Here is a 21558-nt window from a genome sequence, read left to right on the forward strand (position 1 = left end):
GTTATTTTTTTGTTAAAATAGCTTACGAAAACGTTTGAAATATAGTACTTTCGCAAAAATTTTTCAACATAAACTAAACATTTAAGCAATGGGTTCTAACAAAACTTATGAAAAAGAATTGGCCTTTCAGGCAGACCGTAGAAAAGCTACGGTAGAATTTATTAAAACCGTAAGCGATTTATGGTATGATAAATCAATTGAATTGGTTTTATTCAGAAATCAATTAATTGATAGAAATGTAAGTCAGATTTTAAGTTTGCACGAATACGCAGGTAAATTTGTACAAAAACCAATTTCAATTTTTGATTCTGTAGAAATAGCACAAGCAATTAAAAGCTTAAATATTCCTCCTGCAAAATTAGACATTGGGAAACTCACTTATGAATATCATTTAGAAGACAATAAGCATAATAATGCTAAAGCATTTGTAGCTTCAAAACTTAAAGATGCAAGCAAAAATGGTGATATAGAACCTAAAGATGTAGTACTTTATGGTTTTGGAAGGATTGGTAGATTGGTAGCCAGAGAATTAATGGTAAGAACCGGTAAAGGGAGCCAACTTCGTTTAAGAGCTATAGTAACTCGTGGTGCTATTGATGCCCAAATACTAGAAAAAAGAGCTTCACTTTTACGCAATGACTCTGTACATGGCGATTTTCCTGGAACAGTTTTAATTGACGAAAAGAATAATGCCCTAATTATTAATGGCACAACAGTTAAAATTATATCAGCAAAAACACCTGAAGATATTGACTATACTAAATTCAACATTAACAATGCTTTAGTTATAGATAATACAGGTGCTTTCAGAGACAAAGAAGCTCTAAGTAAGCATCTAAAATCCAAAGGTGTTGATAAGGTTCTATTAACTGCACCAGGAAAAGGGGTTCCAAATATTGTTTATGGAGTAAACCATAAGGAAAATGATCCTAATAAAGTTGATATTTTTTCTGCTGCATCTTGTACTACTAACGCTATCACACCAGTTTTAAAAGCTGTAGAAGATTCTTTTGGTGTTAAAAGCGGTCATTTAGAAACCATTCATGCCTATACTAACGATCAAAATTTAGTTGATAATTTTCATAGTAAATACCGTCGTGGTAGAGCTGCTGGTTTAAACATGGTAATTACTGAAACTGGGGCAGGAAGTGCCGTTTCTAAAGCTTTACCAAGTTTGGAAGGTAAATTAACCTCTAACGCTATTAGAGTTCCTGTACCTAACGGTTCTTTGGCTATTCTTAATTTAGAATTAGAAAATAAAACCTCTTTAAATGGTGTAAATACTATTTTAAAAAAATATGCCCTAGAAGGTGATTTAGTTGAACAAATAAAATATGAGTTAAGTGATGAATTAGTTTCTAGTGATATTGTTGGAAGTTCAGCTCCATCAATTTATGATAGTAAAGCCACTATAGTGCGTAAAGACGGAAAAAATATCTTGCTTTATATCTGGTATGACAACGAATATGGATACAGTCATCAAGTGATTCGATTAGCAAAATATATAGCCAAAGTAAGACGTTATACTTACTATTAGAATTTGAAAATCTAAAGTTTTATTTTTAACGTATATAAACTAGCCTCATTTTTATGAGGCTTTTTAATGATTTATAATCAATTAATTAACAATATTTTATAAATTCGCAAACCAAATACAACCAATAAATCCATCTAAAAATGAATCCTATCAAATCTCTACTTTTAATAGTATTTACTTGCTTAATCGGCTTAACCTCATTTTCTCAAGCCAAACAAGATGACGACCAATTGTCTTTATACAAAGGTACTATTGACAATCAATTTGAATATATTTTAAAAAAATCTGGTAATTTTAAAGGGACAAACGGGCAAGCATATGAGGCTGTAAAACGTAGTATGTTCTTAGCTTTAAGAGCCCACACACTAGATTCTTTAAAAACAGTACATAAAAATTTAGCAGAAACGCAAGCAGTTGTAAAAACACAAGCTAAGGAAATTGTTGATTTAAAAGCTAATTTGTCAAATACACAGACTGATTTAAGCAAAACAAACGAAGAAAAAAACAACATGGCACTGTTTGGTATGCAAATGAGTAAAACCAATTACAATGTGCTTATGTGGTCTATAATTGGAGGTTTATTAGCACTTCTAGTTTTGTTTATCTACAAGTTTAAAAATAGTAATGCTATTACCCGAGAAGCCAAACACAATTTAGCTGAAATTGAAGAAGAATTTGATGAACACAGAAGAACAGCTTTAGAACGTGAACAAAAGGTAAGACGTCAATTACAAGACGAAATCAATAAACAGAAAAAAGTATAAAACCCTTTTTGCTTAATCATATATTAAAAATCTGTAACTTCACGTTGCAGATTTTTTTTGATATGGTTATAACTAAAGCAAGTGTTAAACAATTAGATCATTTAGTTCCTCTTTTTGATTGTTACCGTCAATTTTATAGACAACCAACAGATATAAAAAGAGTTCAAAGCTTTTTAAAAGAGCGTCTTACTAAAAAAGATTCAGTAATTTTTATAGCATATATTGATGATGTTCCAGTAGGCTTTGCACAACTTTACTTTTTATTTTCTTCAGTAAGTATGCAACCTATGTATCTGTTAAATGATTTATATATAGATTCAAATTATCGGAATAAAAGTATCGGTACTGCTTTAATTAATAAAGCAAAAGCACTTTGCAGAGAAAAAAATTATAAAGGACTTATTATTCAAACTGAAAGTAATAACCCTGCACAGCATTTGTACCAACGTGAAGGGTTTGTTTTAGATGAAGATTTATCTTTTTTTTGGAAAGTAGATTGAAAAGTATCTATAAAAAACAACTGTAGTATAAATTGAAAATATTATGCTTTATCTAATAAGTGGAGCTTCAAGATCTGGAAAGACTCTGCTCGCTAAAAAATTATCAGAACAAAAAAACATATCGTATTTGTCTCTTGACTGGTTAGTAATGGGATTTACAAATGGTATTCCTGAATATGGAATACATGATATGCTATTCCCAGATGAGATTGCTAAAAGAATGTGGCCTTTTTTAAAAGCCATATTAGAAAATATGCTGTGGAGTGAAATCAACTATATTATTGAAGGAGAAGCCATACTTCCAGAATTGATCATTGAATTATTGAACAAACATCCAGATAAAATTAAAATTTGCTTTGTTGGCTATACCTCTGCTAATATTGAAGAAAAAGTTAAAGACATAAAAAAGTTCAGTTTACAGAAAAATGACTGGTTAATTGATAAAACAGACACTTATATAACTGACCATGTGAAAAACATGATAACTCACAGTATAATGTTAAAAAAATCCTGTAAAGAAAATAATCTAAAGTATTTTGATTGCTCAGAAAATTTCTTAAATACTATTGAAGATAGTTTAGAGTATTTTTCAGAATAAATGTGATTTCTACTAATTTATTAGTAGGATTAAATATCCTAGTTAACCGTTCATGAAAATAGAAAAATCCACAAAATAAAAAAGCAAGCTTTATATTTTGCTTGCTTTTTCTATTTATCCGTGGGGAGAGCAGGATTCGAACCTGCGAAGACGTAGTCAGCAGATTTACAGTCTGCCCTCGTTGGCCGCTTGAGTATCTCCCCAAAACTGACAGCAAATATATTATTGTTTCTTAATTCTGCAAAAGGAAATTTTAAAATTTATCCAATTAAAAAATATATGATCTGATGTCAGGTAGAGCGAAGTTGAAACCTAAAAAATCTAGTACAAAAAACCTTTAGACTGTGCTCAAGGTGACATGGAACTCTTTATAATTCATAACGTACTCTAAATGAAATAAATCGAGGTTGAATAAACGTTTCAGAATTACGAACAGATAAATTACTAGCACTATTTCGTATTCTAGAATCTATATCTAATAAGTTAGTAGCTTTAATTTCATATTCCCATTTAGAATCTTCGTTCTTTCTGTAAGATAATGAAGCGTCCCAAGTTTCAAAAGACTGAGAAGGATTAACACCATCATCTTGATTGCTATATGTATAATCTGTTCTGAAGGTTAATGAATTCCATATGTATGCATCAAAATTTATTGATGGTGCATTGGTAATAAATTTTGTAGAACTTGATCCTTGATCATTATTCGAAACACTGTAACGGTATCTAAATCTTACATTTGGCGCTTCTCTAAAATTAGTCCGCAATTCTGGTGTATAACTCTGCGTGAAACGTTCATTTAGAGATTGTCTTCCTTGAATAAATTGATTGATTTTACTGTAGTTGAAATTTGTAGACAAGCTTGCTCTTAATTTCCCAAAAGTACGTTGTACACGGCCGTTTGCAGATACACTTTCATCAGCAAAATTTGAGTTGAAGAAAGAGCTAGTTCTAATTACGTTTTCAAAATTGGTTAGACCTCTAATTTGATCAATATTCTTGTTATAAGATAAACGTGCAAAAACATTTGTGTAGTTGAATAAATTAAAACTACTATAAAACAAACTCACATTGTGTGATAATGCGTTTTGTAAATCTGGTTCTCCGAACTGAATACTGTTAAAGTTATTAAACACCAAACCTTGAGCTAAACGTGTAACATCAGTAAATTGATTTTGCATTCTGTATCGTAACGTTAAACTTTCACTCTTTTTAAACTGAATACGGGTTTCAAAATCTGGTAAAAACCTAAAGAAATTATCTTCAAATGTTTCTCCAAATTGACTGTTTTTATTTCCGTAGGCATGTATTGAAAACCCAGGCGTGAATGTAAATTTTCCAGCTTTAAGTGTGTAATGTGCTCCTAAATAAATATCGCTAAAATTATATTCGGTATCATTCATTGCACTTAATAAATCGCCATCATCATTTGTAATACTTGGAGTTGGTTCGAATTCTGAGTTATCATCTAAAAATTGAAAAATATTAGAATTAAATTCTTGACGACTCAAAATAGTTCCTAAAGTAAAGTTGATGTTACTTTTAGCGTTAAGGATGTTATAATAATCCAACTTAGCATCTACTTGATTGGATTTTATACGTCGGTTTTGACCTAAATCATAATTATCTAATGAAGTTACAAAACCAATAGCTTCAGCAGTTGTATCAAAAGCATCTCTATTATTTGGATCTATTTCATCATTGTTATCAGGATCGTTAACCAATAATGCATTATAAAACGGATCTTCGTTTTTTATTAAATGTTGGGCTTCAAAAGCAAAAATATTGGTCTCGTTTAGCGTGTAATAATAATTAATATTCTGATTCACACTAAAAGGTGTTACTTCATCAATTTGATCTGTGGTCCCAATAACAGAAGAAAATAAACTTTGTGTTTGAACATCTTTTGAAAAGCGACCTAATACATCATAATCTAATTGATTGTTAATATTTGGCTTGTAAGACGCACTGAGTTTTAAAAGACCTTGATTAGAGCGCTCTTTACTTTTTTGAATAGTTTCTTCATCTGGAATACCTAAATCTGAATCTGTGTATTGCACAAAACTTTCCTCTCTTGATAAAATTCTACTACTATTATAAATAGCAAACCCACTAATGTCCAAAGCACTATTTGGAGAGTAACTGAAGTTTGATGCTGCTAATTTATTTTCAATCTCTAACGCATTATTTTGGGTTGTTAAAAAATTAAGTCCATTATCACCTAAGTTAATAGTTGTTCCACTACTTCTACTTGGTGATCTAAAACCACCACCAAAACCTCTTAAATCTCTTCGTGTAAGAGCTAAATCTCCTGTATTATTTAAATCGCCAATAAAGTTTAAACTAAATTTCGGGCTGTAATAAAACAGTTTTGGTTGTATTAAATATAATTCATTATCAGGAGAACTACCAGCACCAGCTGTAACATTGCCAAACCAAAAGTTTTCTTTACCTTTTTTTAGTTTTATATTTAAAGCAACATTATCTTGATTGTTTGTAACACTACTTAATTGCCCAACTTCTGAATAATTTCGTAATACCTGTACTTTATCAACAGCATTAGATGGAATGTTTTTGATACCTAATTTGGTGTCGCCATCAAAAAAATCTTTACCATTAACCATCAATTTGTTTACCACCTTACCTTCTACTTCTACTTGTCCATCGTCATTAATCTCAACACCTGGGAGTTTCTCTAAAACATCTTCTAACTTTCGTTCAGAGCCATTTTTAAAAGAATCTGCATTATAAATAAGAGTATCTCCTTTTACTGTTACTGGCATTTCATAGGTTAACTCTACGGCATCCAGCGCGTTATCTGCCTGTAAAACAATATCTTTAGTTAAATCGGTTTCATTAGTAGACACAGATTCAGTATATGTTTTCATACCTATGTAACTTACCTGAATACTATAAGCTGTATTTTTAGATAGACTTAATCTGTAACGTCCATCTTGATCTGTAATACCATAAGATTGTAAGGTTTTAGTTTCTTGATTGATAGCAATTACATTTGCTAATTCAAGTGCTCCACCAATGCTATCTTTAACAACACCTTGAAGTTTAACCTGAGCAATAGTAATATTACCTATAAAAAGTAGGGTAATAAAAATTAGTTTCTTTATCATTTTTTGATTGGTATGTTTTAATGAAATTTAATATTTATCGTCTACCGCCTCCTGATCCTCCTCTTCTTCTTCCACGATTATCTCTAAATTCTTGCATTTTTTTAGTGATAATATCGTTGTATTGCTTTTTAGTAACTTCTTCTCCTTTTTTAGGAACTTCTATCTCTTCCTTTTCTTCAGGGTTAAGTACTATTTTAGAACAAAGCATTGTATTATTTCCAGCACTCACCTCTAAAATTAATCCTGGTAATCCCCAATATTCAGAAGGTCCTTGACTCACCGGTATTTGTGGGGTATACCAAGCAACAACATCAATCATTTTTACTTCTTTTACTTCTTCTACTTTTTCACCTTTTATCTTTGTTTTTGTAGAATCATTATTAACTTTAAGCGAATCTGCTTTTTTTTCATTATTATTACCTCTTCTTGGTGGGCTGAAATCAACATCAGTAGATACTTTTCTTGCAGTAGCCTTAAAACATAAATACTGACCTATTTGTTTCGTTTCAGTACCCATTTTCCATTCAAGTGGTAACATTTCTTCTTTTATTAAAAATTGCTTCCCAAAAAACTCTTGATCTTGTAAAAACACTTTTTCTTTTATATTTTTATATTGAGGTCCTGCAGAAAAACTACTTCCCCATACACTTGGTCCTCTACCATTCACTGGTGCAGCTAATTTTTCATCTTCTTTAAATATTGACTCTTCTTTATTAAAAGTTAGCACATAGGTTTTCTCTAACCAAGATTTCATACGGGCTTCTATTTGCTTTTTCTGTTGCTCACTCATTTGTCTACCTCTACCAAAACGACTCATATCCATGGTTGTCTTAGAAAAATAATACGCTTTACCTTGAAAGTCTTGAGCATCAACTGAAATAGTAAATAGAAGAATAAAGCATAACATGCAAAATTTAATAATAGAGATTTTCATTGCGGAAAGTTTAAACGATTGTAATGTTTAACAAACATAGTTAATTATTAACTAGGTTTAGACCGCAATGTCTGAACAAGGTTTAAATCAAAATGGTTAATAAAAAGTTAAATTATTTATTGTTACTATTTTCATCTTTAATACCTTCTTCCTCTATTATCCCTAAACTCCTTCATTTTGTTCAGAATAATACTTTGATATTCCTTTTTTGAAACAACTTCTCCTTTACTAGGAGCTTCAATATTAGTTTTATCTTTTGGGTTTATAACTACTTTAGAGCATAGCATGGTTGTGTCTCCAACGCTTATTTCTAAAATTAAACCAGGTAACCCCCAATATTCTAGAGGGCCTTGACTTACTGGTATTTGTGGCGAATACCATGCTTCTATTTGAGCCAAAGGAATGGTTTCATCTATATTACTAGGTTTATTAATAGTTATTTCTTTAGCAATTGAGTCCGTTTTCTTTTCTTTAACTCTTAATTTATCCCATGAAAACGACCACCAATTTAGTTCTGACTGAGGCAAAACACTTACCGCTTTAAAACATGTGTAATTACCTATTTTTTTCGTTTCAGAGCCCATAACCCATTCTAATTCTTGAAGCTTATCTTTTATTAAAAACTTCTTCCCATAAAATTCTTGCTCTTGTAAAAGTGTATTTGTTTTAACGTTTTTGTACTGAGATCCTGGAGTGAAATTTTTACCCCAAGTATCTGTAGCTCCAGACATAGCATCTAACTTCTCATCTTCTTTAAATATAGATTCCTCCCTGTTAAAAGTCAGAATATATGTTTTTTCTAATCTATTCTTTAAACGTTCTTGAATTTGCTTTTTTTGCTGCGCACTTAGTTTTGCACCCCATTTGCCTAGTTCCATTTTAGATTTTGAAAAATAATACGCTTTGCCTTGAAAATCCTGAGATTGAACTGATATAGATATTAAGGTAATTAAGATTAATGCTATAACTTTAATAGTAAATGCTTTCATGGTAAATTATTTTGTTTAACAAATGTAATAAATTATTAAACAAAATATTTGAAAGCATATTTATTAAATAAAATTATCACCCTCCAACTCTTATCATAACTCTATCACCATCAGCATGTCTTCCTTTTTTTGTTTTGAATTGTTCCATCATTTCATTTGATTTTTTTTCTTGAATATCATCAAATTCCTTTTGAGAAACTACCTTGCCTTTTGTTGGTTCAACAATTTCAATTTCTTCCTCAGGGTTCAAAACAATTTTTGTACAAACTAAAGTTAAATCACCATCGTTCATTTCCAAAATAAGCCCCGGAAGCCCATAATATTGTGCAGGCCCATTGTTAATTGGTATTTGAGGTGTATACCAAACTGTGGTTGTTCTTGGCTTGGTTATTTTTTCTATTTTCCCTTCTTGTGTAAAAGTTTCTGTGGTGTATTCATCTTTAAAAATGGCTTTAAAACAAGTATAGTTTCCAATATTCTTAGTCTCATTTACTAACTCCCATTTTCTATTAGTTAGCGTATCTTTAATTAAAAACACTTTTCCATAAATTTCGGATTTATTTGAAAACCTACCGTCTTTTATATTTTTATACAAAATATCAGAACCTTGAGATACTTTTATTGTGATTCCAGATTGAACAGGATTAGGAGCATCTAATTTTTCTTCTTGTTTATAAATGGATTCGTGCCTATTAAAAGTGAGTGTGTATTCTTGCTGAAACTGTTTTCTAAGTTGCTCTTGAATTTGTTTCTGCATCTCATCACTCATCTCCTTATTATCCATTTTTAAATTTACTTTTCTATGCGATTTGTATGTCGCAACACCTTGAAAGTTTTGAGCTATTACACTTGAAGTGAAAAGAAATAGTAAAAGGTAAACATGATTAATTTTCATAACTGTATTCGTTTTATGATTAATGATGTACAAATATGTAACAGAATTTCATTTTTTAAAGTTAACGAGTGTTAACGTGTGTTAACCAATTGGTTTTATTAATATTTAACATTTACTTTTGGATTAATGAACGAACAAAAATACAGGTGGGTCTTATATTTAATTATAACAACTACAGTGTTAACTATAGTAGTACAATGCTATTGGAATTACAAAAACTATTTACTTAATAAACAAAATTTTGTAAATCAGGTACAATTAAGTTTAGATAATGCTTTAGATACTTATTATGCTGAATTAGCTGAGTCTAATAATATGACCATTATTGAAACTGATAGTATTGCATTTAGCCATAATTTTAAAGAGCTAAAAACTGATTCCGTTATTAGAGATATTAAGCATGATCTTAGGTCTGTTGACATCAAAAGTATTTCAGGATACACACAGTTTACAGATTCTAGCAATGGATATCATTTTAGTAATGATAAAAACCATATATCAAAAATAAAAGTAATAAGAGGAAAGAAAGCTTCAGATAGTATAAAATTATTAAAAGGTATTACCTCAATTTTTATTTCAATAAAGAATGACACTTTAGACTTCTCCAAATTAAACCCTTTAGTTAAAAGTGAACTTAAAAGAAAGCAATTAAACATTGATTTTGTTTTAAAACATTTCAAAAACGACAGCTTATATAATGTTTATAATATTGAAAACATTAAGCCTAATTTTTTAAAAGCACAGTCTAAGTCTACATTTTTAAAGCAGAATGAACTACTGGAAATTGCTTACCCTAATGCAACACATATTATTTTAAAACAAGGTTTGAGTAGTATTTTAATTTCTACATTATTGGTTATTGCAATAATAAGCTCATTATTCTATTTGCTAAAAATTATAAAAAACCAAAAACAACTTGCTGAAATAAAAAATGATTTAATAAGTAATATTACTCATGAATTTAAAACACCAATTGCTACTATTGGTGTTGCTTTAGAAAGCATAAATAGTTTTAATGCTATAGATGATAAAGAAAAGACAAAGAAGTATATAAAAATGTCGTCTAATCAGCTTTCAAAGCTAAATGTAATGGTTGAAAAACTATTGGAAACAGCAACTTTGGATAGTGAATTATTAGAATTCAACAAAGAGTATGTTGATATTGTTCCGGTAATAGAAACACTTATAAGTAGATATAAAATTCATAATCCTAAGAAATCATTCACTGACTTCATAAAACCTGAATCTTTAAACATTCAAGTAGACAAATTTCATTTTGAAAATGCCATAAATAATATTTTAGATAATGCCATAAAATATGGAGGTGATGAAATATCTGTTGAATTAGTTAAAAGTTCAAATCAAATAAATATTTCTATTTCTGATAATGGTAATACATTAAAACCAGAAAATAAGCAGCGTATTTTTGAGAAATTTTATAGAATACCTAAAGGCAATACACACGATGTAAAAGGTTTTGGTATTGGTTTATACTATACTAAAACTATAATAGACAAACATAACGGAAGTATTTATTTAGATTTAAAAAATAATCTAACAACATTCAAAATTTCTTTACCTCATGAATAAGCCAATAAAAATTTTATTAGCAGAAGATGAAGCTGCTTTGGGGCAAATTATTAAAGAAAGCTTAGAGACTAGAGGTTTTGAGGTAATACTATGCGAAAATGGTGAAGTTGCTTTAAAAAAATATCAAACAGAGACTCCTGAAATATTGGTACTTGATGTTATGATGCCCAAAAAAGACGGTTTTACATTAGCAAAGGATATTAGAAATATTGATGGTGCCATTCCTATAATATTCTTAACAGCAAAATCGCAAACTCAAGATGTTGTTGAAGGATTTTCTATTGGAGGTAACGATTATCTAAAAAAGCCCTTTAGTATAGAAGAGTTAATTGTTAGAATTAATAATTTACTTAATAGAACTAAAGAACAAAAACAGTCTGATATAATCAATATAAGCCAATATATATTTAACTTTCCAAAGCAAACACTTCAATTTAAAAATGAAGAAGTAGTATCACTTACCCATCGAGAAGCCCATTTATTGTTTCATCTCATAAAAAATAAAAATAAGGTTTTAGACCGTTCTTTAATATTAAATAAACTTTGGGGTAATGATGATTTTTTCAGTGCAAGAAGTATGGATGTGTTTATTACAAAACTTAGAAAAAAACTTAAAAAGGATACTAATTTAGAAATTCTAAATGTTCGTGGTTATGGCTACAAGTTAATTTGCTAAAAGTGGTTTGATTTTTGTACTTTTCAAACTGCAATGAAATACACCTTTTACTTTATTCTGTTCATTACTACTTCAATATTCGCTCAAGAATCAATTGAAGCTAAATTTATTAAGAAAACTCACTTAAAAGCCGAAACCTTGGTATCTGTAGATAATTTTGGCACCATTTACTATTTAATAGATGATGTAATTCATAAAAAAACCAATACTAAAAACATAACTTATAATAATTTACAATTAGGCAATCTTCATTCTGCTAATGCTTTTAATCCATTAAAAATTAATCTCTTTTACAAAGATTTTAATACAGTAATTATATTGGACAATCGTTTAGCAGAAATTTTTAAAATAGACTTTAACGCTCTTTCTCCGTATAAAAATGTAACACATATTTCTACTGGGCATGATAATACCATTTGGACTTTTAATCAAGACTTACAAAAGCTTGAATTGTTTGATTATAAAACCAGAACAAATCGAGCGCAAACCGTTCCTGTTCGAAGCAATGTACTTGATTTAAAAAGCAATTACAACTATTGCTACTTGCTTACTGAAAACTATCTATACACATACAATTACTTTGGTAGTTTAATCAAAAAAATAGTAAATGACGGTTATACAACCTTAGTGGAAACTAACGAGAATATTATCTTAAAAAGAGGTAATGAGCTCTTTTTTTTAAATAAGAATAGTAATAAAATCATTCCTATAGCAACTTCAAATTTGTTGATAAATCAGTTTTTTGTAACCAATGAAACCTTGTATATTTACAACAACGAAATCCTACATGAGAATCAACTAAAAATTAAGTAAATTATGCATATTGCTATTGCCGGAAATATTGGCGCTGGAAAAACAACTCTCACAAAACTCTTAGCAAAACATTACAAGTGGGAAGCACAATTAGAAGATGTAGTAGACAACCCATACTTAGATGATTTTTACAACCAAATGGAACGTTGGAGTTTCAATTTACAAGTATATTTTTTAAATAGTAGATTTCGCCAAGTTTTACAAATTCGCCAAAGTGGAAAGGATATCATTCAAGATAGAACCATTTATGAAGATGCTCATATTTTTGCACCCAATCTTCACGCTATGGGTTTAATGACTAATCGTGATTTTGAAAACTACAAATCGCTTTTCGACCTCATGGAATCTCTAGTACAAGGTCCAGATCTATTAATCTATTTGCGTAGTTCTATTCCAAATTTAGTGTCTCAAATACACAAGCGCGGAAGAGATTACGAAAACACAATAAGTATTGATTATTTAAGCAGGCTAAACGAGAGATACGAAGCTTGGATTCATGGATACGACAAAGGTAAATTATTGATAATTGATGTTGATAATTTGAATTTTGTTGACAATCCAGAAGATTTAGGATATGTTATCAATACAATTGATGCAGAAATAAACGGACTCTTTTAGTCTAACTCTTATTTGTATACTAAATAAAATTATTGCTTTTAGCATGATTTAAAGCATCCTCACTAGTCTTGATTATTTTTACAGGAACTGCTTTATAGTCTTTAAATAAAGACGAAATACGTTTCATTCGCTTAGAATGTTCAACACTTCTCAAATAAATTGCAGCTATTCTATTAGGAAATCTTTTAACAACATCTAAATAAATATATGCATCCTTTTCTCCACAATCTCCTATAAGGATAAACTTTAAATCTGGAAATGTATCAAGAATATTATAGATTTCATTGTATTTATGTGCCAATTCAGTCTTAGGTGTTCTATCAAACGGTGTTCTGAAATCCCTCAGCAAAATAGGACCTTTAGGGAAACCGTTTCGCTTCAAAAAGAATTTTAAGTATCTATATAAGTTCCAAGGACTATTACTTACATAAAATATTGGATTAGCATCATTATTAAATTTTCCACGATGGAGCATATTGTAAAAATCTGCAGAACCTTCAAGTGCCTTTCTTTTATGTGGTGTTTTAAAAAACGTATTAACAACAACACGCCATTTTAAAGTTGAGGCAACTCCAGTATGTAATATGGTGTCATCAATATCACTAATAACCCCAAAACTAGATTTTTCCTTTGGAATAAGCATTTCTCCAAAAAATTGATTTCCGAGTTGAATTTGTCTTGACTTTTTACTATTGCCGTATGAAACCATATAACGAAGCCAACCGTTAGAGTCTATATGTTCTTTAATTGTTTCTATTGACTCATCAATAAGATAATAACCTTCAGCATCTGTAGTTGAATTTATTACAATCTTATCAGCTATTGTTATAGTAATAGGTGTGTTTCTTATTTCATCAGTTTCAAAACGTTTCCAAGAATTTACTAAAAGATTAAGCCAACTTTTTTTATCTAAATCTATATCTTCATCCTCTAAAGCTCTACCTTTTAGATACAAATGTGATTTTGTTCCATAAGTATCAAAGGGAATAATTTGAAGCGGATCTTTTTTAAACATAACTGTTACTAGGTATTCAGCTTAAAAATACAAAAACCACGCAGAAAAGCGTGGTTTTTTATTCTTGAAAAAAGAAAACAAAAGTGTCTAGTTAACAACTTCTTCTTTCACTTCTTTTACAATTTTTTTAGTTTCAACTAAAATGTCTCTACCTTCTTCTTTTAAAGCTTCAATACTAGATTTAACTTCTGCTTCAGTACCTTCAAAAGTTTCATATTCAGTAGATGATTCACCATTTTTAGTAGTTACAGTTGTAACAACAGCTTTAGTTAAACCCTCATCATTTTTAGTCATTTCAACTTTAACTTCTTTTGACACCTCTACTTGTTCAGAAACATTTGTATTAGTAGCATAAGCTGTTACATCATCAGCAGACATTGCAATACTAGGTGCAATTACTAATGCTACAACAGACATTAATTTTAATAAAATATTTAATGAAGGACCAGAAGTATCTTTAAAAGGGTCTCCAACAGTATCACCAACAACAGCAGCTTTGTGAGCTTCAGTTCCTTTTCTTCCTTGTTCTTCAATAGTTTTCTTAGCATTATCCCATGCACCACCTGCATTAGATTGGAAAATTGCCATTAGTACTCCACAAGTTGTAACACCAGCAAGCAAACCTCCTAACATTTCAGCACCTCCTAAGAATCCAACAGCAACAGGTACAACTATTGCCAATAAACCTGGTAATACCATTTCTTTAATTGATGCTTTTGTAGAAATATCAATACATTTTCCATAATCTGCAACACCATCAGCTTCATCAAAAATGGCTCTTTGCTCTTTTGTTGCTTTAGTCATATCAGAATCAACTGCTCTCATAACTTCTAAAGCAGCTTTTAATTTTGGTATATCTCTAAACTGACGTCTTACTTCTTCAATCATTGCCATAGCAGCTCTACCAACGGCATTCATTGATAATGCAGAAAACACAAATGGCAACATACCACCTACTAATAATCCTGCCATAATTTTTGGCTGAGACACATCAATTGCAGTAACGCCAGCTGTCTTCATAAAAGCAGCAAATAATGCCAAAGCTGTTAAAGCTGCAGAAGCAATTGCAAATCCTTTACCAACAGCTGCAGTAGTATTACCCACAGCATCTAATTTATCTGTACGCTCTCTAACTTCACTTGGTAATTCTGCCATTTCAGCAATACCACCAGCATTATCACAAATAGGTCCGTAAGCATCTACTGCTAATTGAATACCTGTATTTGCTAACATACCAACAGCGGCAATTGCAATACCATATAAACCCGCAAAATGATGTGAAATCATAATAGCTGCAGCAATTAAAATAATTGGAATTGCTGTAGACATCATGCCCACACCTAAACCAGAAATAATATTTGTAGCAGAACCAGTTTCTGATTGCGCAACAATTGAATTAACAGGTCCTTTTCCTGTAGCTGTGTAATATTCAGTTATTTTACCAACTCCTAAACCAGCTACTAAACCAGCAATTGTTGCCCAAAACACACCCATTGCTCCAAAAGGTAAACCATCCACAGATTCAGGAATTAAAGCATTAATTATAAAGTAAGATGCTACTACCATTAATCCTGCAGAACCAAACTCTCCAATGTTTAAAGCTGTTTGTGGATTTCCTCCATCTTTAACTTTTACAAAAAACGAACCTAAAATAGACATTATAATACCTACTGCTCCTAGAACTAAAGGTAAGTACACAGCTCCTAAACCATTAAAATCTGGAGTTAATATAAAAGCACCTAATACCATTGTTCCTATAATTGAACCTACATACGATTCAAACAAATCGGCTCCCATACCAGCAACATCTCCAACATTATCTCCAACATTATCAGCAATAGTTGCAGGGTTTAATGGGTGGTCTTCTGGAATTCCAGCTTCAACCTTACCAACTAAATCAGCACCAACATCAGCAGCTTTGGTATAAATACCACCACCAACACGAGCAAATAAAGCAATAGATGAAGCACCTAATGAAAATCCCGAAAGCACATTTAGTACCATTGATAAGTTTTCGGCTCCAGGCCAGATTGATTGATACAAAATAAACAATCCGCTCAATCCTAAGACACCTAAACCTACTACACCTAAGCCCATTACAGCTCCTCCAGCAAATGCAACTTCTAATGCGCGCCCTAATGAGGTTCTTGCAGCTTCAGTGGTTCTAACATTAGCTTTGGTTGCTACTTTCATGCCAATAAACCCTGCTAAAGCAGAACAAATAGCACCAATAATAAATGATACAGCGACCATTCCATTTGAACCGACTTCGTTTGTTCCTTTGAAGTACAGTAAGACAGCAACTGCAGCAACAAAAATTGCTAAAACTTTGTATTCAGCTTTTAAAAATGCCATCGCACCATCAGCTATATTTTTAGCTATGCGTGACATTTTTTCATTACCAACATCTTGTTTTGAAACCCATCCGCTTTTTAGAAAAACGAAAATCAGAGCGATAACTCCAAAAAGTGGTAAAAATTTTACTATTAATTCCATATTAGTTAGTCAGTTTTAAATTAATTATTTTTTTTAACTGGACGAAAATATGAAAATATAAGTGATAAAAAAAGCCACCTTTAATTAAAGATGGCTCATTTTTTTATCAATATTTTGAGAATATACTAATTAGATAGTAAAAGTTCTCTTTTTCTTATGCTCACTATTATCATATCGCTCAACACATTCATGATATATTTTAATAGCTTCTTCAGCATTTCCCCAACCTCCAGTATCTACTTTTTTCTTCTCTAAGTCTTTATATACTTGAAAAAAGTGTTCTATTTCTTTTAGTCTATGTGGATTCAAATCGGAGATATCACTTCTTTTACTCCAAACAGGATCAGAAACAGGCACACAGATAATTTTCTCATCTGGTCCTTTCTCATCTGTCATATGAAAAACACCAATTGGTCTTACTTCCATCACTACCATTGGATAAGAAGGCTCTGTAGATAACACTAAAATATCTAATGGATCTTGATCTAGTGCTAGGGTTTCAGGAATAAAACCGTAATCACCAGGATACATCATTGAAGAAAACAAGGTTCTATCAAAACGAATTTTATGCAAAGTAAAATCGTATTCGTACTTATTTCTACTTCCTTTTGGTATTTCTATTAACACATCAAATGCTACTCTTTTTTTCTTTTCATCACTCATAATAATATATTTTGAAACCCTAAATCTAGGTTGTATAACTCATAATTTTAAGGTTGCAAATGTACAGAACACTTTAACTTTAAACAACAAAAAAGCTATTCATAATTTTCTTTTTACATAAGTACAACTTTAACATAATCATATTAAATAATCCCTACTATTTAACATCAATATTTGCTATATTGTGCATGACTAACTTAAATAATTAACGAATCATGCGTACAACAATCTGTTTACTGCTCTTTTTTGCATTTAATCTTCAAGCTCAAAATCAACCTTGGAAAGGAAAATTTGAACCCATAGACAATATGATTTCTCCTCCAAATGCATATAGATCTGCAAGTGGAGCTCCAGGAAGTGCTTATTGGCAACAAAGAGCAAACTATAAAATAAAAGCTGTTCTTGATGAAAAGAATAACACCATTACAGGAGAAGAAACCATCACTTATTTCAATAATTCTCCTGACGATTTAAGCTATTTATGGATTCAGTTAGAACAAAATGTAAACAAGAAAGAAAATGAAGATTTTGGTAGTATAAATAATAGAATGAAAGATTCTATTACTACAAGACAAATGCAGTTTCTTACTAGAGCGATAGATTTTCCAGCAGGATATTCGATAAAATCAGTTAAAGATGCTAACGGGAATAACATTAAAACCATGGTAAACAATACCATGATGAAAGTTAAATTAAATACCGTTTTAAAATCTGGTGAATCAACCAAGCTGTTAATTGATTGGTCTTACCCGATTACTGATAGAAGTATGTTTTTATTATCAAGGGAAGGTTATGAGTATTTTCCTGAAGATGATAATACGGTTTATTTAATTGCACATTGGTTTCCTAGGATGGCTGTTTATAATGACACTGAAGGATGGCAAAATCAACAATTTCAAAAACTTGGAGAGTTTGCTTTAGAATTTGGTGATTATGAGGTTGAAATCACTGTGCCTCAAGATCATGTTGTTGCTTCAACAGGAACACTTCAAAACCCTGAATCTGTTCTAACAAAAACACAGCGCAAAAGATTAGAACAAGCCAAAAAATCTTTTGACAAACCAGTAATGGTTATCACTAAAGAAGAGGCAGAAGCTAACGAAAAAGAAAAATCTACTAAACAAAAAACATGGAAATTTAATGCCAAAAATGTTAGAGATTTTGCTTTTGCTTCGTCTAGAAAGTTTATGTGGGATGCTCAAGCAGTAAAACTACCAACTAATACTGTAATGGCCATGTCATTCTACCCAAAAGAAGGTTTACCAGTATGGCAAGAAGAATCTACAAAAGCTATTATGCATGCTTTACAAGTGTATTCAGAAGCTACTTTTGATTACCCTTACCCTGTTTGTATTTCAGTTAACACCTCAAATATTGGAATGGAATTCCCGATGATTAGTTTTAATGGTGGGCGCCCAAAAAACGGTAAAATTAGTGATGGTGCAAAACAAGGAATGGTTGGTACTATTATACATGAAGTTGGACATAATTGGTTCCCTATGATTGTAAGTTCTGATGAGCGTAAATGGATGTGGATGGATGAAGGTTTAAATACATTTTTACATCAACGCACAGTTGCAGAACGCTACCCAGGTTGGAATAGTGTTACTCCAAAATCTATAGTACCATTTATGAGTGGAGATAAAGATATTTTAAGACCTATTATGACGAATTCTGATAATGAATTATTATCACAGTTTGGAGCAAATTTTTATTTGAAGCCTACTGTTGGTTTACAAATATTAAGAAACTCTGTTATGGGAAAAGAGCTCTTTGACGAAGCGTTTAAAGAATATGCAAACCGTTGGAAATATAAGCATCCAAATCCTGCAGATTTATTCAGAACTCTAGAAGATGCCTCGGCAACTGATTTAGATTGGTTTTACAGAGGATGGTTTTTTACAACTGATAATGTTGATATGGAATTGAGTAACGTAAAATGGTTTAAAGTGTATGAAGAAAATTCTAATATTGAAGATCAAAAAAATAATTCTAAAACAAAAATTGCAGCAAATGGAAGCAATGCTAATGCAAAAGCTAAAGATTTTTCTAATGGTCCTGAAGTAGTAACTATGACTACTACTCCAGACCAATCCTATGGTCAATTTTTATCTCGAATAGATGATGCAGCAGTTAGAAAACAATTGTCAGGTAAAAATATTTATGAGGTTACTATTAAAAACTTAGGTGGATTAGTTATGCCAGTTACTATTGAATGGATTTTCACTGATGGAACTTCTGAAACAAATACGTTACCTTCTGATATTTGGAGACGAAATGAATATGAAATTCAAGAAACTTTTATTAAAGACAAAGAAGTTAGTAAAGTGAATCTAGACCCTAATTTTGAGTTTGCAGATACTAATATGGAAAATAATAGCTTTCCAAAGACTGAATCAGTTTCTGAGTTTGATACTTTTAAAGAAAATAAAATCACTGAAAGCGTTTTAGACACTTATGTTGGTACTTATAAAATGGATCCAGGTTTTGAAGTTAAAATATATAGAAAAGACATGAGTCTTTACATCAATTTTGCTGGACAACCAGCTGATTCTCTCTATCCAATATCAGAAACCGAATTTAAAGTCAAAGGAATGCCTAATGCCAAAGTGGAATTTGCTAGCAATAAAGAAACAAATAAAATGACTATTAAATTATCTAAAGAAGATGAAAGTTACAAAGGTGTAAAGGTTGAATAAAATTAAAATAAGCCTTGTGTAAAATACACAAGGCTTATTAAAAAACTAACTAAACTAAATTTTATTATTACTTACGATTAACTTATATTACATTTCCCTAAGCAAATATAGCACGCATTATTAATATATTTTTATTTATATTTTTTATACAATGCATAAATTTTAGTTATGCATAATATAAAAAAGTCAAAAATAATTATAGCTATATGGCTTACAATACATTGAAAAAATTCTTTTTGTTAACGCTCTTTTTTTGCTTTCAGTTTAATACTGAAGCGCAAAATAAGCCTGTCGTAAATAATATACTATTTATTGGAAACAGTTTAACTTACACAAATAATTTACCAGAGTTAGTAAAAACTAAGGCGAAATACTCCGGATACAATATTCATACTGAAGTTATAGCTTTTCCAAATTATGCAATCTCAGATCATTGGAAAGATGGGAAAGTTCAAAAACTTATTTCTAGTAAAAAATTTGATATCGTAATAATTCAGCAAGGGCCATCTTCTCAATCCGAAGGAAAAAAAATGCTCATCAATTACGGAAAAAAATATAGTGATTTGTGTTTAGAGAATAACGTACTACTTGCCTACTACATGGTCTGGCCATCTTTAAGGTATTATCATACTTTTGATGATGTTATAAAAAATCATCAATTGGCTGCAAAAATGAATAATGCTATTTTATGTCCAGTAGGAAAAGTTTGGAAAAACTATTTTGATTCTACTAAAAAGTTTGATTACTATGGATTAGATAGTTTTCATCCTTCTCCAAAAGGTAGTAAAGTTGCAGCAGATGTTATTTTTAATAGCCTAAAAAAACATTTAAAATAATTATCACTATTTATTAAATAAGCTACACCTTTAACAGAAAAAAAATTTAAATATATAAGAAAATCCTTATATTTGATTAGCCAATCAACCCTAATCAAATATGAGAATCAATTTTATAATAATTCTCTCTCTATCCTCATTGTCATTATTCTGTCAAAACAATTCCTGCGTAGATTTTAAAATTGGGGAGTTTAAGTTTTTAAACCCTAATTACTCAGAATGGACTATTACAAGAAATGATTCAATTCAAACTGAAATTAATAGTAAAACAGGAGTTGAAATTAAAAGTGTAATTAAATGGAAATCAGAGTGTGTTTATACTTTAACTTGTAAAAGCGTTTCTAAACCCGAATTAAAAAATGCTATTGGAAAAATATTTGAAGTATCAATTATTAAAACCTATAATAACGGTTATACCTGCATTTCGAGGGGTAATGATATTCAATTAAAAGATTTAGAGCTCGAAATGATAAAAACTAAGTAGTAGCTATAAATTAAAAATACGTATATGTGCGTATTTGAAATGAGTAATTCTAGAAGTATATTTACAACATATCCTTCAAAACCAAATAGTTATGATACGCCTCAGCTTAAAACCCTCATTTGTAAAAAATCTTCGTTTTAATAAAAAAGATGAAACTTTAGAAATTGAATTTAAAAATCATATTAAAACATCAGACTGTATAAACATACCGCTTTCAGTTTTACACAATTATGTTGAAACACTAAAAAAAGAAGATCTTTTAGAATACGAAAAAAGTTTTTTACCCAAGTTAAAAGTAGTACATTCTAATTTTCAAGCATCATAAA

19 protein-coding genes and 1 tRNA gene are annotated in these 21558 nt (G+C 30.5%); 12 read left to right on the plus strand and 8 right to left on the minus strand.

Annotated features, from left to right (window positions below; translation table 11 throughout):
- Positions 1 to 88 precede the first annotated feature (88 nt).
- The 4 genes from DIS18_RS12750 to DIS18_RS12765 all read left to right on the plus strand — a co-directional run bounded on the left by DIS18_RS12750 (position 89) and on the right by DIS18_RS12765 (position 3399).
- Positions 89 to 1537 carry a glyceraldehyde-3-phosphate dehydrogenase gene (locus DIS18_RS12750; RefSeq protein WP_109353466.1) on the plus strand — a complete coding sequence of 483 codons (1449 nt, stop codon included), beginning with the start codon at positions 89 to 91 and terminating at the stop codon, positions 1535 to 1537.
- Positions 1538 to 1677: 140 nt separating this feature from the next.
- Positions 1678 to 2301, plus strand: coding sequence for a tRNA (guanine-N1)-methyltransferase (locus DIS18_RS12755; protein WP_109353467.1), 624 nt, complete (start codon positions 1678 to 1680; stop codon positions 2299 to 2301).
- Between the two features lie 62 nt (positions 2302 to 2363).
- Complete coding sequence (locus DIS18_RS12760; protein ID WP_109353525.1) at positions 2364 to 2801, plus strand: GNAT family N-acetyltransferase; 438 nt, start codon at positions 2364 to 2366, stop codon at positions 2799 to 2801.
- Positions 2802 to 2844: 43 nt separating this feature from the next.
- Positions 2845 to 3399 carry a P-loop NTPase family protein gene (locus tag DIS18_RS12765; RefSeq protein WP_146191829.1) on the plus strand — a complete coding sequence of 185 codons (555 nt, stop codon included), beginning with the start codon at positions 2845 to 2847 and terminating at the stop codon, positions 3397 to 3399.
- A 121-nt stretch (positions 3400 to 3520) separates the two neighbouring features.
- Here the strand turns inward: DIS18_RS12765 and DIS18_RS12770 are convergent.
- The 5 genes from DIS18_RS12770 to DIS18_RS12790 all read right to left on the minus strand — a co-directional run bounded on the left by DIS18_RS12770 (position 3521) and on the right by DIS18_RS12790 (position 9342).
- Positions 3521 to 3602, minus strand: a tRNA-Tyr gene (locus DIS18_RS12770).
- Between the two features lie 165 nt (positions 3603 to 3767).
- Complete coding sequence (locus DIS18_RS12775) at positions 3768 to 6524, minus strand: TonB-dependent receptor (protein WP_109353469.1); 2757 nt, start codon at positions 6522 to 6524, stop codon at positions 3768 to 3770.
- Positions 6525 to 6558: 34 nt separating this feature from the next.
- Positions 6559 to 7458 carry a GLPGLI family protein gene (locus tag DIS18_RS12780; protein WP_109353470.1) on the minus strand — a complete coding sequence of 300 codons (900 nt, stop codon included), beginning with the start codon at positions 7456 to 7458 and terminating at the stop codon, positions 6559 to 6561.
- A gap of 137 nt (positions 7459 to 7595) precedes the next feature.
- On the minus strand, positions 7596 to 8447 hold the full coding sequence (locus tag DIS18_RS12785) for a GLPGLI family protein (protein WP_109353471.1): 852 nt from the start codon (positions 8445 to 8447) through the stop codon (positions 7596 to 7598).
- A gap of 76 nt (positions 8448 to 8523) precedes the next feature.
- The gene (locus DIS18_RS12790) at positions 8524 to 9342 is read right to left on the minus strand and encodes a GLPGLI family protein (protein WP_109353472.1); all 819 of its coding nucleotides are present in this window, start codon (positions 9340 to 9342) and stop codon (positions 8524 to 8526) included.
- 126 nt (positions 9343 to 9468) lie between these two features.
- Here DIS18_RS12790 and DIS18_RS12795 point away from each other — a divergent pair, with 126 nt between their 5' ends.
- From DIS18_RS12795 to DIS18_RS12810, 4 genes are read left to right on the plus strand one after another with little or no spacing between them, the layout of a single operon-like run.
- Positions 9469 to 10932 (plus strand): sensor histidine kinase, encoded by a 1464-nt coding sequence (locus tag DIS18_RS12795; protein WP_109353473.1) that lies wholly within the window; start codon positions 9469 to 9471, stop codon positions 10930 to 10932.
- Positions 10925 to 11608 (plus strand): response regulator transcription factor, encoded by a 684-nt coding sequence (locus DIS18_RS12800; RefSeq protein ID WP_109353474.1) that lies wholly within the window; start codon positions 10925 to 10927, stop codon positions 11606 to 11608. Before DIS18_RS12795 ends, DIS18_RS12800 begins: the two co-directional genes overlap by 8 nt.
- Positions 11609 to 11641: 33 nt before the next feature.
- Positions 11642 to 12421 (plus strand): hypothetical protein, encoded by a 780-nt coding sequence (locus DIS18_RS12805; protein ID WP_109353475.1) that lies wholly within the window; start codon positions 11642 to 11644, stop codon positions 12419 to 12421.
- Positions 12422 to 12424: 3 nt separating this feature from the next.
- A complete protein-coding gene (locus DIS18_RS12810; protein ID WP_109353476.1) occupies positions 12425 to 13039 on the plus strand; it encodes a deoxynucleoside kinase in 615 nt (204 codons plus the stop codon).
- Between the two features lie 19 nt (positions 13040 to 13058).
- Here the strand turns inward: DIS18_RS12810 and DIS18_RS12815 are convergent, their stop codons facing one another.
- The 3 genes from DIS18_RS12815 to DIS18_RS12825 all read right to left on the minus strand — a co-directional run bounded on the left by DIS18_RS12815 (position 13059) and on the right by DIS18_RS12825 (position 17213).
- Positions 13059 to 14054, minus strand: a complete 996-nt coding sequence (locus DIS18_RS12815; RefSeq protein ID WP_109353477.1) for an App1 family protein phosphatidate phosphatase — start codon at positions 14052 to 14054, stop codon at positions 13059 to 13061.
- Between the two features lie 87 nt (positions 14055 to 14141).
- On the minus strand, positions 14142 to 16550 hold the full coding sequence (locus DIS18_RS12820) for a sodium-translocating pyrophosphatase (protein ID WP_109353478.1): 2409 nt from the start codon (positions 16548 to 16550) through the stop codon (positions 14142 to 14144).
- A gap of 129 nt (positions 16551 to 16679) precedes the next feature.
- Positions 16680 to 17213, minus strand: coding sequence for an inorganic diphosphatase (locus DIS18_RS12825; RefSeq protein ID WP_109353479.1), 534 nt, complete (start codon positions 17211 to 17213; stop codon positions 16680 to 16682).
- Between the two features lie 215 nt (positions 17214 to 17428).
- On the opposite strand from DIS18_RS12825, the gene DIS18_RS12830 reads away from it, so the two are divergent.
- From DIS18_RS12830 to DIS18_RS12845, 4 genes are all read left to right on the plus strand, one after another.
- A complete protein-coding gene (locus DIS18_RS12830; RefSeq protein ID WP_109353480.1) occupies positions 17429 to 19912 on the plus strand; it encodes a M1 family aminopeptidase in 2484 nt (827 codons plus the stop codon).
- A 206-nt stretch (positions 19913 to 20118) separates the two neighbouring features.
- Positions 20119 to 20748 (plus strand): SGNH/GDSL hydrolase family protein, encoded by a 630-nt coding sequence (locus DIS18_RS12835; RefSeq protein ID WP_109353481.1) that lies wholly within the window; start codon positions 20119 to 20121, stop codon positions 20746 to 20748.
- A 100-nt stretch (positions 20749 to 20848) separates the two neighbouring features.
- Entirely contained in the window at positions 20849 to 21232 is a 384-nt protein-coding gene (locus DIS18_RS12840; protein ID WP_146191830.1) for a hypothetical protein, read from the plus strand.
- 91 nt (positions 21233 to 21323) lie between these two features.
- Positions 21324 to 21557 (plus strand): hypothetical protein, encoded by a 234-nt coding sequence (locus DIS18_RS12845; protein WP_109353483.1) that lies wholly within the window; start codon positions 21324 to 21326, stop codon positions 21555 to 21557.
- Position 21558: the final 1 nt, after the last annotated feature.

The sequence above is a fragment of the Algibacter marinivivus genome (assembly GCF_003143755.1).
GTDB lineage: Bacteria > Bacteroidota > Bacteroidia > Flavobacteriales > Flavobacteriaceae > Algibacter_B > Algibacter_B marinivivus.